This window comes from Paenibacillus sp. MMO-58 (assembly GCF_037146255.1).
Lineage (GTDB): Bacteria > Bacillota > Bacilli > Paenibacillales > Paenibacillaceae > Pristimantibacillus.
Window position 1 is genome coordinate 109933 of the sequence record NZ_JBBCVY010000015.1, and the last position, 16068, is coordinate 126000.

9 protein-coding genes are annotated in these 16068 nt (G+C 51.2%); 8 read left to right on the forward strand and 1 reads right to left on the reverse strand.

From position 1 onward, the window contains the following. The first annotated feature begins 57 nt into the window (after nt 1-57). The 8 genes from WFJ73_RS29485 to WFJ73_RS29520 all read left to right on the forward strand — a co-directional run bounded on the left by WFJ73_RS29485 (nt 58) and on the right by WFJ73_RS29520 (nt 15774). Nucleotides 58-6393 (forward strand): S-layer homology domain-containing protein, encoded by a 6336-nt coding sequence (locus WFJ73_RS29485; protein ID WP_336776469.1) that lies wholly within the window; start codon nt 58-60, stop codon nt 6391-6393. A gap of 161 nt (nt 6394-6554) precedes the next feature. Next, on the forward strand, nt 6555-8120 hold the full coding sequence (locus WFJ73_RS29490) for an ABC transporter substrate-binding protein (protein WP_336776470.1): 1566 nt from the start codon (nt 6555-6557) through the stop codon (nt 8118-8120). A 37-nt stretch (nt 8121-8157) separates the two neighbouring features. Then, a complete protein-coding gene (locus WFJ73_RS29495; protein WP_336776471.1) occupies nt 8158-9915 on the forward strand; it encodes a sensor histidine kinase in 1758 nt (585 codons plus the stop codon). Continuing rightward, nucleotides 9912-11522, forward strand: a complete 1611-nt coding sequence (locus tag WFJ73_RS29500) for a helix-turn-helix domain-containing protein (protein WP_336776472.1) — start codon at nt 9912-9914, stop codon at nt 11520-11522. The genes WFJ73_RS29495 and WFJ73_RS29500 overlap by 4 nt, the downstream gene beginning before the upstream one ends. 117 nt (nt 11523-11639) lie before the next feature. Continuing rightward, nucleotides 11640-13199, forward strand: a complete 1560-nt coding sequence (locus tag WFJ73_RS29505; RefSeq protein ID WP_336776473.1) for a spore germination protein — start codon at nt 11640-11642, stop codon at nt 13197-13199. Beyond that, the gene (locus WFJ73_RS29510) at nt 13196-14320 is read left to right on the forward strand and encodes a GerAB/ArcD/ProY family transporter (protein WP_336776474.1); all 1125 of its coding nucleotides are present in this window, start codon (nt 13196-13198) and stop codon (nt 14318-14320) included. Before WFJ73_RS29505 ends, WFJ73_RS29510 begins: the two co-directional genes overlap by 4 nt. Further along, on the forward strand, nt 14301-15563 hold the full coding sequence (locus tag WFJ73_RS29515; protein WP_336776475.1) for a Ger(x)C family spore germination protein: 1263 nt from the start codon (nt 14301-14303) through the stop codon (nt 15561-15563). Before WFJ73_RS29510 ends, WFJ73_RS29515 begins: the two co-directional genes overlap by 20 nt. A 1-nt stretch (nt 15564) precedes the next feature. Continuing rightward, nucleotides 15565-15774: a hypothetical protein gene (locus tag WFJ73_RS29520; protein WP_336776476.1), complete on the forward strand. Its 210-nt coding sequence runs from the start codon at nt 15565-15567 to the stop codon at nt 15772-15774. Nucleotides 15775-15837: 63 nt separating this feature from the next. On the opposite strand, the gene WFJ73_RS29525 is transcribed toward WFJ73_RS29520, so the two are convergent. Further along, nucleotides 15838-16068 (reverse strand): hypothetical protein (locus WFJ73_RS29525; protein ID WP_336776477.1); only part of this gene is annotated, 231 nt, incomplete at its 5' end.

Sequence of the window (16068 nt, forward strand, 5' to 3'; positions counted from 1 at the left end):
CGATAGCCTGTAGCCAGGCTATTGTGGTGATAATTCATTTTAGGAGGAATGGGATCAATGCCATCATTATTGAAGAAGCTGATGATTGTTTGCATGGCGCTCCTTCTTGCGATCCCCCCGCTGTCCGCTAGTGCGGACGGCGTTTCCGGGGTTAATAATGAAGACGCTTACATTCGAATTCATAATCCTTGGCAAGGGTATTCGCTATATGAGGATGCCGAAGGTAAAGTGCGTTACGGTTTTCCTGCAGTAAACGATCGTTATGCGCAATGGACAATTGAGGAGAAGGATGGACATAAGCGCATCAAGAACCGCGCTACCGGCCATTACATGAACTCCGAGCAAGTGACGGATGCGAATATTACGAATGCGATTGAGAGCTCGGCTGCAAGCGAAGGCTCGCAATCCGATACCTGGGATATCGCGGAAGTAGCGAGCAAGCCTGGCGAGTTCAACATTATCAGCACCCGCAATCCGTCGTGGATTGTCAACTTCCAGATTCAAGACGGCAAGGTGCAGGCGAACAACTGGGCGCAAAAGGATTGGGGAAGCGCGACATGGACGCTTGATCCCGCCGAAGCAACCGAGCCGGTTCGTATCGTTAATCCGTGGAACGGCTCCTATTTATATGAAGAAGACGGAGAAGTGAAATACGGAGAAGTCGCTTTGAATAATACAGCTTCGCAATGGTTCGTCGAAGATAAGGATGGCTACCAACGTCTCCGTAACCGCGCGACCGGACATTATCTTCATTCGCAGGCGATTTCATCGGAGCAAATTACGAATCCGGTTGGTATTTCCGCGATTGGCGAGGGCTGGACATCCGATTTATGGTCCCTCGAAACGGCTGACGAGAATGGCGGCATAACCATCGTCAGCTCCCGCGATAACAGCTGGATCGTTAATATTCAAGGCACCGGTAATGGTCCGGACGGCATCGTCCGCGCGAACAACTGGGCGCAGAAGAGCTGGGGCAGCGCCGTCTGGAAGCTTGAGCCTGCCGCGGATTCTACCCCAAAGCGGATCAAGAACAACTGGAAGGGCACCTATTTGTACGAGGAGAACGGCCAGATCAAATACGGAGAGCCTGCCTACACCGATAAGGCCTCGCAATGGATTCTTATCGACACGGCAAATGGAACGCTGCTGCGTAATCTCGCAACCGGTCATTACGCAACAAGCGTCGATTACGTTGGAGCAACACCGCTTTCCGCGGAGGGCTCGCCAAGCGCGAATTCGGCCTGGGTTGTTGCGGCCGCCAAAAATGACAGCGGCGGTGAAGTCGAAGGCTACATCACGCTTGGAAGCGCAGCAAGCGTAAACAGCTTCATTAACGTGCAGAATCAGGACGGCTTTGCTCAGGGCAATAACTGGGCGCAGGCCACGTGGGGCAGCGCGCAATGGGCGCTGGAGGATCCTGCTCCGCCGAAAGAACCTGTTGTTCCGTATATCCGGATCAAAAACAATTGGCTGCAGCTGTATTTGTTCGAGGGTGCAAACGGCGTTGTTCAGTACGGCAATGTGCAGCTTTCGGACCGGAATGCGCAATGGCTGGTTGAGGAGCATGACGGCGTGAAACGGATCAAGAACCGCGGTACCGGTCACTACTTGAACAATGAAGGAGTAGCAGGCGACCGGGACGCACTGAAATCTACGGCGTTGGCTGATGATTCAACGGCTGGCGATTGGACGATCGAGACGTATCAAGGCTACAAGTTGATTGGCAAGCCTGGCAATGCCAGCGGCAAATACGTCAACGTCGAGAACAAGCTGAAGCATGCGCAGCTTAGCGTGGTGCCGAAGGATTGGGGCAGTCCGAAATGGGAGTTTATTACGGTAGGCGAAACAGCGCCTGCTTATGTGCGCCTTAAGAACAGCTATTTTGGCCAATATCTCTTTGAGGACGAGAATGGCAAGGTCGCTTACGGCCAGCCTGCGGCAGATGATTCGGCTTCCCAGTGGTCCCTCGAATCCGCTCCGCAAGGCGTATATATCGTGAACAAGGCGACCGGCCATATGATCTCCAACGAGAATATTAACCGTACCGACAATGAAGCGAACCCGCATCTAAAGCCTCTGGAAAGCTTGACGCTTGATCAATCATGGGGCAGCGTGCAGTGGGAGATGAAGGATGTCGAAGGTTCTGCGAATACGAAAGTATTCAGTAACGGCTGGAATGCGAACTGGAATAACGAGCCTGCCCGCATCCATATGCAGGATCAGACCGGCTATGGTCAGGCGAGCCCGATTCCTGCCGGCTGGGGCAGCGCGCAGTGGGTGTTGGAGCCTGCAACTCAAGCACCGGCCGAGCTGCCGGAAGGTTTTATCCGCATCAAGAACGAAGCTTCCGGTCAATACCTGTACGAGAATGGCAAAAACGTTGTTTTGTACGGAACGCCGGCTTCCAATAACGCGGCTTCGCATTGGAAGATTACAAGTATGGAAGGCAAGCAGCTGATCTTAAACCGGGCAACCGGCAACGCGATCTCTATTGAACATTTGCAGAGTTACCTCGAGACAACGGCTTCGCCGTCTGCAGACGACACGAAGGTGCAATGGGTGGTGGAAAACGGTCCTGCAGCCGGCCTTTATCTGCTCCGCAGCGCGGCTCAAGGTTATGAAGACAACTATATCCATACCGAAGACCTGCAGGGTTATGCGCAATATGAATTGAGATCGACTGAGAGCCGCGGCGTGCAATGGAGATTCGAGACGGCGCCTGCGGAGGCGGTAACGGTGCCGCCGGTTGACGGTCCGGCCAATGCGGTAACTCCGGTATTAAAGGAGCTTAATGCGGTCCGTATTGTGGACGCAGTCAGCGGCAAAGCATTGATTGAACGCAATGGGGTTGTTGTGGCGGATACGCCTGCTGCCGCCGACGGCAAAGCGGCCGAATGGCTGCCGCAGGATTATAACGGCCATAAGCAATACGTGAACCAGGCAACCGGCCGCAAGCTGGCCGTGAAGGCAAGCGGTCTGGCAACCGCGTTAACCGATGGGGCAAGCTTGTCCACGCAATGGGATGTCTCGTCTCACGGAGGTTATCAAGTGCTCGGCAACGCTTCTGCCATAGGGCAATATTTGACCGTTAATGCCGCTGGCGCGGTATCCGTTCAAGCCATAGAAGTATCCGATGCCGCGGCGCATTGGCAGCTGCAAGCGGTGAAGAGCGATGTCCGTTACGAAGCGGAAGATGCGTTTATGACGGGTGGCGTAAAGGCAAACGGAACTTCCGTTGCCGGCTTTACGCAAGAGGATGCAGCATTGCTTTTTGCCGTAAATGCGGACAGAGCAGCTAACTACTCCGCTAAGCTTCGTTTCCGCAATAGCGACAGCAGTACAGCAACGTTAGCCCTTTACGTCAACGGTCTGAAGCAAGCCGCTGTCGCCGAGTTCCCAAGCACGGGCAGCAGCTGGTCAGACCTTACCCTCGAGCTGCCGCTCCGTGCCGGCATGAATACCGTGTCGCTTCAATACGACAACGGCAGTACAGGCGGTATCGACTTAGATCACCTTCTCGTGCACAATGCGGTGAGCAAGGATTACCGCGGAGCGACCGTTCCGTTCACAACTTATGAGGCAGAGCAAGGAACAACAAACGGTACTCTTATTGAAGAAGACCGTACGTTTAAGACCTTCGCTTCCGAAGCCTCCGGCAGAGAGGCGGTTCGTCTGGATGCAACGGGACAATATATCGAGTTCAAGACAACCGGACAGGCGAATGCGTTGACCATGCGTTATATCATTCCTGACTCCACAGCGGGGGACGGCGAAGAGCATACGCTGACGCTTTACGTTAATGGCGAGAAACAAGGCAAGATCAACCTGTCCAGCAAGTACAGCTGGGTATACGGCAAATATCCGTGGACGAATAATCCGGCCGACGGGGATGCCCACCGCTTCTATGATGAGTCCCGTCTGCTGATTGGAGAAGTGCCGGCAGGCTCAACGATTCGCCTTGTGAAAGAAGCTGACGATAACGCCGATTATTACGTGGTGGATCTGGTTGATCTGGAGCAAGCGCCTGACGCATATTCGAAGCCGGAAGGTTATTTATCGGTGGCGGACTTTGGCGCAACGGCGGACGACAGCTCCGACGACTCGGCCGCATTCGAAGCCGCAATCGCAGCCGCTAAGGAACAAGGCACGGGCGTGTGGATTCCGGCGGGAAGCTTTAATCTTACGCAAGGACCTCTCCATATCGATAATGTAACGATCCGCGGTGCGGGAATTTGGCATACGGAGCTGCATGGCGCAGGCTTTCTGGCGGAAGGAAGCAAGGTTCGCGTCTACGATTTGTATATGGATCTTGGCGTAACCGGACGTCACGACGAGCTGCGCGAAGCGGGCTTTGACGGAACATTTGGCAAAGGCTCCATCATACAGAATGTATGGATCGAGCATGCCAAAGCGGGCATCTGGTCGATGCGCAGCGATGAGGGAGTCTTGACGGACGGCTTGTACGTTGGCGGAGTGCGTATCCGCGATACTTACGCTGACGGCATCAATTTTACAACGGGTACGCGTAATTCGATGATTGAACAGACGTTTATCCGCAACTCCGGCGATGACAGCATTGCTCTTTGGTCGCAGAAGCCGGAAGGCGTTTCCGATGATAACAGCCGGGTGAGCAATAACACCGTAAGGTTCAATACGGTACAGCTGCCATGGCTAGCCGATAACATAGCTATTTTCGGAGGTCGCGATAACAAAGTGCAGGATAATATCCTGTCGGATACAGTTGGCTTTGGCGCGGGGATCGCGGTATCGACTCGTTTTAATCCGGTTGCTTTTGACGGCACGACGCTTATCGAGCACAATACGCTGATACGTACCGGCGGCCGCGAGCCAAGCTGGGGGCAGAACTTCGGCGCAATCTGGCTGTTCACGGGCGATAAGCCGATTGATGCCGATATCAAGATTCGTAATAACACAGCGCTGGGCAGCACTTATCAAGGCTTGTACGTAAACGGTCCTAACGCCATTGCAAACGGTACCCGCAGCATAACGATCGAGAACTATGTTATTGACGGTACCGGCACATGGGGCATCCATGTCAACAATGACGTAAGTGGTTCCATTAATCTGGATAATGTCATTGTTCGCAATACGAAGATTGGTCCTGTCTTTAATGCCAATTCCACAGGCTTTGAGATGCGTACGATTACGCATGAAGACAACTCCGGCCCCGGCAATACGGGCGGGGGCGGTTCAACACCGGTTGAGTCTTCCGTTAACTATGACGCAGATCTGAAAGCCGGACTAACCGCGGGCAAAAAGGAAATCGTTATCGACCTGCCGGCCGGCGGTAACTTGAGCACTGCCGAATTCTCTGCCGCAGCATTGAAGGCCGCAGCATCCGCAACGCAAGAAACATCCATTGTTATCCGTTATGGCAGAATGACCTACACGCTTCCTTCGACGATTTGGACCATTCTGGAGGAAGCGGGTTATGCGGATGCACTGGCTGGATCGGATGCCAAACTGACGCTGACACTTTCGCCAGCCTCCGGCACGCTGGCCGACGAAATGAAGAGCAAAGCCGCTTCCGCAGGTTTTACCCTTGCCGGCAATCCGGTTTCCTTCGAGCTGACGCTGCAATCCGTCGGCAAGTCCGTAACCGTGCATCAATTCGGCAAGCAATTCGTTGCAAGAAGCTTTACGTTTAATGGTCAGTTAGATCAAGAGCACAGCTCTGTTGTTGTTTACGATCCTGCAGCCGGCCAGTTCAGAACGGTACCTGCATGGTTCGCAAGCCAAGGCGGAAATACGGTCGTAACGATACTTAGCGCAACTAACAGCTTATACGCCGTTGCGGTTACGGATGCTTCCTTCAAGGATATAGCTGCCCATTGGGCCAAAGACGATATTCTGCTGCTGGCAAACAAACGGATAGTGAACGGCGTATCAACGGATCTGTTCGCGCCTAACCGCAATATAACGAGAGCCGAGTTCTCGGCGCTTGTCGTAAAAGCGCTTGGCCTTGTATCTGGCAGTGAAACATCAACACCATCCTTCACGGATGTTACTTCATCCGCCTGGTACGCTTCTTCTGTGAAGACAGCCGTTCAATACGGCATTGTAAAAGGCATGAGCGACGGGACCTTCCATCCGAATCAGGAAATTACCCGTCAGGAAATGGCCGTTATGCTGGCACGGGCATTGGATCTGATAACGGGCAACGCCCAAGCTCAAGCACAGCAAGCTTTCTTCCCGCAAGACGGCAGCCAGATTGCCGATTGGGCGAAGTCCGCAATCAACGAGCTTGTCACCGCTGGGATCATGCAGGGCAAATCGGCCGGCAAGTTTGCGCCGCTCGACCAAGCATCGCGGGCGGAAGCAGCCGTAACGCTGAAGCGTCTGCTGCAGGCAGGCGGTCTGATGAACAAATAATAGACAGTCCAGGCAAGCCGGTCAGGGAGATTCCCGGACCGGCTGTTTGCTATGCGTTCAAGGTCACAATTTTATTATTAAAAGTTACAATTAGAGTAGTCGGAAAGAATCAGGCCGTTGTATGATGAGGTATCTAACCTTGAGCCAAGGAGACGAGTAACATGTTCAACGGAGCAAACAAGAAAGCGCTTCCAATAATATTGGGATCGCTGCTCGTCGTTGCAATTCTAATCGCATTCTCGACGATGTACGGACAAACATCCAACCCGGCCAAATTCCCGGCCGATTCAAATACAGCCCGGACCCAAGAAGAAGGGGAGGCTAGCCCAGCAGAAGGCAGCGATACCGACCGGCTGGTTATGGTTTTCCCCGCAGGCAATGTGCCGAAGGATTTGAACCTTGTTGAAGATAAAATCAATGACTACCTCATGAAGAAAATAAACGCAACCGTGGATATCCGCACGATCGACATGGGCTCCTGGTGGGATAAGACGGGGCTGATGTTCGCATCCGGCGAGCAGATGGACATTATTTTCACGGCAGGCTGGATGCGCTTTGGAGACGAGATTGCGAAGGGCCGTTATCTGCCGCTGGATGAATTGCTGGACAAATACGGAGCGGGTATCCGCAAGATTCTGGATCCTTCCATTCTGGAGGCCAGCAAAGTAAACGGCAAGCTGTACGGCATTGTGACCAACAAGGAGTTTGCCTCCAGCAAAGGACTTGTGCTCCGTCAGGATCTGGTCGACAAGTACGATATCGATCTGTCGCAGGTCAAGACATTGGCCGATTTTGGCCCGATCTTCGAGAAGATCAAGCAGGATGAGCCGAAGCTGGCTCCGCTGCAGGCAAGGGCAGACCGCAGTCCGCTTACGTTTATGATGCAATACGGCATTTTCGACATGCTGGGAGAAGGTCCGGGCGTTCTGCGCCGCGAAGGGCAGTCGACGAAGGTTCTGAGTATGGCGGAGACTCCTGAATTTATGGCGTATGCCAAGCTGCTTTACGAGTGGAACCGGAAAGGGTACCTCAATGCGGATGCCACAACGTCGAAGGATAATGAATATGACGCGGTAAAAGCCGGCAATGCCTTTGCCTATGCGGAATCGCTGAAGCCAGGCTTTGAGATCCAGGCGTCCAGGGATACCGGATATCCGATGATAAGCGTGGAACTGACCAAGCCATATACCACTACGGCGGATACAACAAGCGCGATGTTTGCGATTACCCGCAATGCGAAGCATCCGGAGAAATCGATGATGCTGCTTAATCTTTTATATACGGATCCGTATTTGCTAAACCTGTTGGATTGGGGCATTGAAGGGGTTCATTATGTCAAGAAATCCGATAACGTCATTGGATACCCGACTGGCGTGGACGCGAAAACGGTCGGCTATAATCTGAACCAGCCGTGGATGTTCGGCAATCAGCTGAATTCGTACCTGTGGGATAACGAGAATCCGGGGTTATGGGAGGAATACCGCAGCTTTAACGAGCAGGCGGATAAGTCGAAGGCGTTAGGCTTTGTTTTTAACCCGGAGCGGGTGAAGGCGGAGATTGCGGCTTCGATTCTGGTCGAGAAGGAATTTATGCCGGCCTTTAACACCGGTGCGCAGGATCCGGAGAAAATCATTCCGATGTACGTAAGCAAGCTGAAGGCGGCGGGAGCCGATAAGGTTGTCCGGGAGAAGCAGCGCCAGCTTGATCTCTGGCTTGCCAATCATTAGCCGCCGGCAATGTCCCAATGAGGAGAGGAGAGAAATCATGAGACAAGCAACGATGCGTTCCAGACTGATACTTGGCTTTGGTCTCGTTATTATCCCTCTCGTCATTTTGCTGTTGTGGAACAATCTGTACGCGACGAAGGTTGTCCATTCCCAGGTGGCGCAGTCGAACCGCAATATGCTCACCATGTACATGAACGATATGGACCAGGTTCTTGGCGAGATCGAGAACTATCTCTATAAAGCGGCCGAGCAGGATCAAAGCCTGATTTCGCTCAGCCAATACGATAAGGACAGCTGGGAGTATTATTTGTCCACAACGCAGACGGCAAACGATCTGGATTTGAACGTCAACTATTACGACGCGGCGGATGTTTTGTTCGCTTACGGCGGGAAATACAAGGAGCTTCTGGTCGCCCAGCAGCAATCCGTTACCTATGCCCGCAAGCAGGAGATCCAGTCCAAGCTGAAGGAGCTGCTTGCGGATAATGATCCAATGCTTCGAACGGGCTGGAAGGTCATCGAGCTGAAGGGGCAATATGCGCTAGTCCGCGTTGTGGATACGAATTACGACTCCTATATCGGAGCATGGATTGACCTCAACCGGCTGATGGAGCCCATTCGTCAGCTGGGTCAAGGAGGCAAGGCGGAAGCGCTTCTGGTATCGGGGGAAGGGAAGCCTCTGTCAACGGTAAGCGCATCTATTCGCCAGGAGGTTGAAGCCTTTGACCTGACGGCCTATATGGATAACGGGAATGCGGCTTACAATATCGTGAAGCTAGGCAATCCGTATTTGCTTGTAGCCAAGAGCTCCCGGATGGCGGATATGAATCTGATCTTTCTGCTGCCGGAGCGCAAGCTGCTCGAAGGCCTTCCGATTTTCCGCAAAATGACGTATCTTATTCCGATGCTGGCGGCGGTCATGCTGGGACTCTATCTTTTATTCCTGCAAAATTCAATCGTGAAGCCGATCCATCATTTCATTAAAGGGATGCGGAAAATCCGCTCAGGCGACTTAAGCGTCCGGATGGAGGATTACAAGCTTCAGGAGTTTATCACGCTCAAAGAAACGTTTAACGGCATGGCCCAGCAGATTGAGCATTTGAAGATTGATATTTACGAGGAGCAGCTGCGGACGCAGAAGGCGGAGCTGAAGCATCTGCAGGCCCAGATCCACCCCCATTTCTTCATGAACTCTCTTAATATCGTCTATCAGCTCGCCCAGATTAAAGACTTTGAAGTCATCCAGAATATGTCCCTTCATCTTGTGAGGTATTTCCGGTTTACGACCCGCACTCAGGTATCCACGGTGACCGTGAAAGAGGAAGTCGAGCATATCTTCCATTATCTATCCATTCAGAAATACCGGTTCCCGGAGACGCTTGCCTTTGATTTCGAGGTTGATCCGTCGCTCGAGAAGGTAAGCATTCCTCCGCTGACCATTCAGCCGATGGTGGAGAACGCGATGGTGCACGGCTTCTCGATCCGCACGGGCTCCCCGTTTCATATCCGGGTGAAGGTATCGGCCGAGGGTGAGGGCGAGGACGCCGAGCTGATCATTGAGGTGGAGGATAACGGAAAAGGTCTGACGGAGGAGCAAATGGAGCATTTGCGCACAAAGGTGCATTCCCTTGAGCCCGGTGACGGCAGCTTGGGGCTGTGGAACGTTGTCCGGCGATGCAGGCTCTACTATAAAGGAACGGTCAGAATGGCATTTGGCAGCGCGGATCCGCAAGGCGCGGTCGTAACGCTTCGAGTGCCGAGATACAAAACGGGCGAAAGGGGGCCGGGACAATGATACGGGTACTTATTGTGGATGACGAGATCTATGCGGTAAAAGGGCTCCGCTCCGGCGTACGCTGGGAGATGATCGGGGTAGACGAGGTCTATGAAGCGTACCACGCCCCGATGGCGCAGCAGCTGCTGCTTGAACAACCGATCGATATTGTCATTTGCGATATCGAAATGCCGGAGATCAGCGGTCTTGAGCTGATGGAATGGGTAAAAGCGCGCGGCATGCTGCCGGAGACGATCGTCTTGACCTGCCATTCCGAGTTCGAATACGCCAAGCGCGCGATTCACTTGGGCAGCTTTGAATATTTACTGAAGCCCGTTGTCTATACCGAGCTGGAGGAGACGCTGCTTACCGCTATCTCCCGGGTGAAGGAGAAGCGGAGAATCAGCGAGACCGACGATCAGTACAACAAGATCGTTGAACTGTGGAACAGCCGCAAGCCGATGCTTGTCGAGCGGTTCTGGCAGGATCTGCTCGAACGGAGAGTTTCAAGCAATCCGGAGGCTATACGTCAGTCGCTCTCCGCTTACGATATGCGGATGAGTACGGTCGAACAGTTGCGCCTCATCCTAATCAGCGTGGAGAGCTGGGAACGTCCGCTTAACGAGCGGGATGAGCTTATTATGGAATTTGCGCTGCGCAAATCGGCCGAAGAGCTGCTGCTCGAGAAGCTTCCCGGCAACGTTATCCAGGATCATCGCGGCAATATTCTTGTGGTGCTGCATCTGGGCGAGGTGGAGGCGGCAAGAGAGGAAATCGAGGTGCTGTGCCAGAATTATGTTGAAGCCTGCAGGCAGTATTTCTATTGCCGGCTCTCTTGTTATGTGGGTCAATTAACCGCCGTAACGGAAGTGCTGCAAAGCTATCTGGCGCTGCTTAACAAGGAATACCGCAATGTAAGTATGGCAGGCGGCGTAATTTGGAGCGAGGACCCGCTGGGCAACACGGTGAAACCAGCCGTCAGCTTTACGGAGTCCATGCTGGATTGGGCGGATTTGCTAGAGCAGGGGAGCACGGCAGAGCTCTCTCTCAAGCTCGGAGAGTGGACCGATTCTATTGATTCTACCAAAGCAACGGTCGAGACGTTAACCGCTTCCTACCATGCGCTCTTGCAAGTCATCTATTACGCAATGCACCGCAAGGGACTTCAAGCCCAGCAGCTTTACGAGAACCACGCCTGCTCCGGCGTGGAGACCGCAACCCGTTCCGTCGTACAGTTCAAGCTATGGGTAAGCTGTATAGCCGAAGCCGCGGGCAGTCTGTTTGCGAGAACGATGGCGGTAAGTCCAATTGTGCAAAAGGTAAAAGCGTATATCACCGAGCATCTGAACGAAGAGCTGTCCCGCGAGCAGCTGGCATCCATTGCTTTTGTTAATCCGGCCTATCTCTCCCGCTTGTTCCGGAAGGAGACCGGCATGGTGCTGACCGATTATATATTGAAGGAAAGAATGGAAAGGGCCGCGGAGCTGCTGGCTACGACGGACCGAAGCATCAGCGAAATTGCCGACGGGCTCAGTTACGGGAACTTCTCGTACTTTGCCAGATTGTTCCGCAAGGTTCACGGAGTAACGCCGCAGGAATATCGCAAGCCTTACCGCAAAGTACAATAAAATCAACGAAAATATCCCTTTTAGCCTACCACCTTTTCAGGTGGTTTTTTGTTTTTCTTTCATAAAATTTCCTTTTTCGGGCATCATGAAGTTAAACGAATTGGCGGGAGGATGTATATGGAGCATAACGGACAACCATTAGAGCAGCCATCAAAACCATTCGCATCCGTCAACGATAATTTAGTTTTTATCAAGCAGTCGCTTGGCTCACCCAACGATTTGTTGATTCGTACCTTTCGAATGGCGGAGGGTGAAAGAGCAGCGGTTGTATGTATTGAAGGCCTGGCCGACAAGCAGGTTATTCAAAATCAGGTCATCAGCCAGCTGATACAAGTCAGCGGAAGCCATTTTACCCGTACGGACCGTACCGAGAATACCGGTCAAATGGACGATGAATACGGCAGAGGGCTGGATGCGCAAACGACCGAGCAGCTGTCTCTGCAGGACATGAGACGTTCTTCGGATTGGGATGATATTATGCTCACTATCCTGTCCGGTGATGCCGCTCTTTTTGTGGAAGACATGGAAGAGACGGTTCTGATCGGAAGCAAAGGATGGAAAAGCCGGGCGATAGAAGAACCGCAGACCGAGTCGCTAATCCGCGGACCAAGGGACGGATTCACGGAAGACCTCCGTACAAATACGGCATTAATTAGAAGACGGATCCGGGATCCCCACCTGCGGTTTGACTCTTATTGCATTGGACGGAGATCAAGGAAGGATGTAACGTTAGCCTATATAGAGGGTATTGCAAACCCTATGCTCGTGAACGAAGTGAAGCGGAGAGTCGGTACGATTGATATGGATGATCCGGAAGGATCGGGTTTTATCGAACAGTGGATTCAGGATCATTACTGGTCGCCTTTCCCCCAAATTATGAATACGGAGCGTCCGGACAAGGTATCTGGTGCTTTGATGCAAGGCAAAGTAGCCGTTCTGGTGGACGGCACTCCTTTTCAATTAGTTATGCCGGTGACGATAGCCTCCTTTATTCAATCGCCGGAGGATTATTACCAGAACTGGATATTGGCAAGCGTTCTTCGGCTTCTACGCGTCTTAGCCGTCTTTATAGCGTTATTTCTGCCGGGCTTGTATATCGCACTATTGGAGTATCATCACGGGATGCTTCCGTCCAAGCTTGCTTTTTCCGTAGCAGGCACAAGAGAAGGGGTTCCCTTCCCGGCTGTGGTCGAGACCTTTCTGATGGAAGCAACCCTGGAGTTGCTGCGCGAAGCGGGGGTAAGGCTGCCGAAATCGATTGGTCAGACTATTGGTGTTGTTGGCGGTCTTGTTATTGGAGAGGCCGCGGTAACGGCAGGTATCGTAAGTCCGGTTATGGTGGTTGTGGTGGCTGTCACTGCTATTGCATCTTTTGCCATTCCTTCCTATGGGTTTGCGATTTCCGTTCGGTTAATGCGGTTTCTTATTATGATCGCGGGAAGTGTATTTGGACTGTATGGTATCGTGCTTGCGATGATTATCACCTGTATCCATCTCGTGAATTTAAGAAGCTTTGGCATTCCGTATACCGCACCGCTTGCGCCGCTTCGTTTATCGGATTGGCGGGATCTCATTTACCGGCTGCCCGTTATCCGTATGTCCCATAGACCGGAAATATTAGAAACGATGGATTCGAAGAGATTGAACAAGGAAAGCAAAAGGAAGGGGACATCATGAGAATAAACAGCTACGGCGAGAAGCCTCTGTCTACTTTGGAGATGGGCATGACAATCGTATCCATGCTGATCGGCGTAGGGATTCTGACTCTTCCCCGTTCGGTGGCGACCTACACAAGCTCGTTTGACGGCTGGATGAGTATTTTGCTCGCAGGCAGTATTGCTCTTCTTGCAGGCTGGCTTGTTTCCAAGGTGGCGGTCCGGGCGGGGAGTAAACCGTTTCTGGAATATTCGGTAACCCTGGTAGGCAGGCCGGTCACTTATATAATTGCGGCCCTCCAGTTCGGCTACTTCTTGGGCTTCTGTTCCTTCGAGACAAGGGCAATCGCCAACATCTCCAAGCAATACTTATTTGACAGAACACCGGTGGAGTATATTTCGCTGGTATTTATTCTGGTTGTTGTCTATGGAGTAGCCGGCAGCCGATCGGGGCTGCTTCGTCTGAATGTTCTGTTCCTCCCCTCGGTACTTATTATGGTTACGATTGTTGTCTCCTTCGGATACAGATGGTTTGAATTCGATAATCTGAAGCCGTTTTTTATTACGCCGCCAATCAGCATTGCCCAGGGGATGAAGGAAGTTGTCTATTCTCTGCTTGGGTTTGAGATTATTTTGTATTACATCGTGTTTATGGAGCGTCCCGAGAAAGCACCCAAAGCCGTAATGTCCGGTATTGCACTGACGGTCTTCATTTACCTGGTCCTCTATAATCTAGTTATCGGCATATTCTCCAATATTGGAGCCATGAACATCGTTTACCCAACCATCGAACTAGCAAAGGAAATCCAGTTCCCGGGCAACTTCTTCGAACGGTTTGAATCGTTATTTTTTGTCATCTGGATCATGACCATCTACAATACGGCGGCCATGGGCTTTGATTTAGCGAATGAATGCTTGTCTTTTCTGTTTAAAAAACTTACCAAACGTTACAGGCTGCTGATTATTGCTCCTATTGCTTATATAATTTGCATGACTCCCGGAGACATGGCTGAATTCACAACCCTTGGCAACATTATCAGCTATATGGCGATCACTTCCGGCATATTATTACCGATTTCCCTTCTGATGTTTGGGGGCAAGAAGAAAAAGGAGGAGAAGGCAAATGACAAGAGCGGCGCGTAGAAGAAAACGAATGCTGCCCTTGGTGTTGGCTTTTTCTGCTTTGCTGTCAGGCTGCTGGGACCGTGTTGAAATTGATCAGCGGGGTTTTGTCGTTGGAGTAGGGGTTGACGAACCGACTAAAAAAGACAAACAGGATAACAGCAATCAGAATGGCAATAATCAGGATAGCGGGAATCAATCACAGGGAAATCAGAATGGCTCAACCAAGCAGACATTTAGAGTTGTCTATCAGATTGTTATGCCGGCGGGTCTTAGCACCAATAAGTCGGGTAGCGGTCCAAGTGGCGGAAAAGCCTTTTTTAATATGGCCGTAGAGGAAAATACGATGGCCACTTCGATGGCTAAGCTCTCCCAACGTTTGAGCCGCGCTCCTTTTTTTGAACATCTAAAGGTCATTGTCATTTCAGAGAGTATTGCGCGAAAACCTAGGAAGTTCGCGGAAACCATTGACTTCTTTTTGCGAGAAAGCCAAATGAGGCGTTCGACCAGAATAATGATAACAAGGGATAAGGCGATTAATATTATGAATACGCATCCGCCTGATCAGAAGCTGCCGTCGCAGTATCTGGAAGAATTATCGGACAATACGAAGGAGAGCTCGAGGATTTTGCCCGAATCCCGCATTGGGGATGTTCATGAGTTCTTGCTCAAGCATAAAAGCTTTGCCATTCAGGCTGTTGTCAACGGAAATCCCAGTTATTCGACGGTGACTGAAGCTGCGGTGTTTAACGGAACCTCCAATCAACTTGTTGGTTTTTTAAATCCTAAAGAAACAGCCGGGCTTAACTTTTTGCAGGGAAAAGTAAAGGGCGGTCAAATTAAGTTTTCTTTTGATGACCGGCTTGGTGTATTTAGCATTGAGAAGGCGACCAAAAAACTAGAATGCGTATTTGGTCCTGATCATTTGCCATCTTTCACATTTCAAGTCGAGGTGGATGGGGCAGTAGACGAGGTTTTCCATGCACCGGATACTTTAAAAGAACCTTCCATCAAGAAAATGGAGGCAGCGGTTCAGAAAGAAGTAGTTAAGTTGATGGAGATGACCATCAATAAACTGCAGAATGAATACAACTGCGATGTCATGGGACTTCGCGAATATTTGTTCCATAATCATTACAAGTGGTTTAAGAAGCATGAAAACCAGTGGGAGGAACAAGGCACTCTCTTTGCTACCCGTCCGATACGGCTGGATGTAAAGGTACGCGTAAGAAGAAGCGGCAACATTAACTTGACGGAGGATTAGGATGGAACTGGTGAAACTTTTTATGGAACGCATGCCGTCGATTAGTGTTTTATTTAGCACCTTCTTGTGTGTCGTTATTCCGATGGTATTCTACTGGGTAACAGACCGAATGCGTAAGCATGACCCGCCCTGGAAGCAGGAGGTGCCGACGGATCAACTGCAAAAAACGATGCTGCCTGCCGGTTCTTCAAATGATCAATATGAAGAGTGAGATATTCGAAGCTAACTTTTTTTGAAAAAAAGCTTGCAATAGCATTCTGATCTATGATATATTCTATTTCCGGCCGAGAGAGACAAGCGGTTCGGACGAAAAGCTGAACGTCATTGAGAAATTCGATGAAAAATAAAGCTTGACACTGAATTCGATAACGTGATAAGATATGCAGCGTTGTTGAAAAAAATTGTTCTTTGAAAACTGAACAACGAGCGAAACTGCCCCGTTAGAAATAACGGAAAAGCGATTTTTTAAATGAATGAGCAAGTCAAACATCTGAGATTTTCCTGA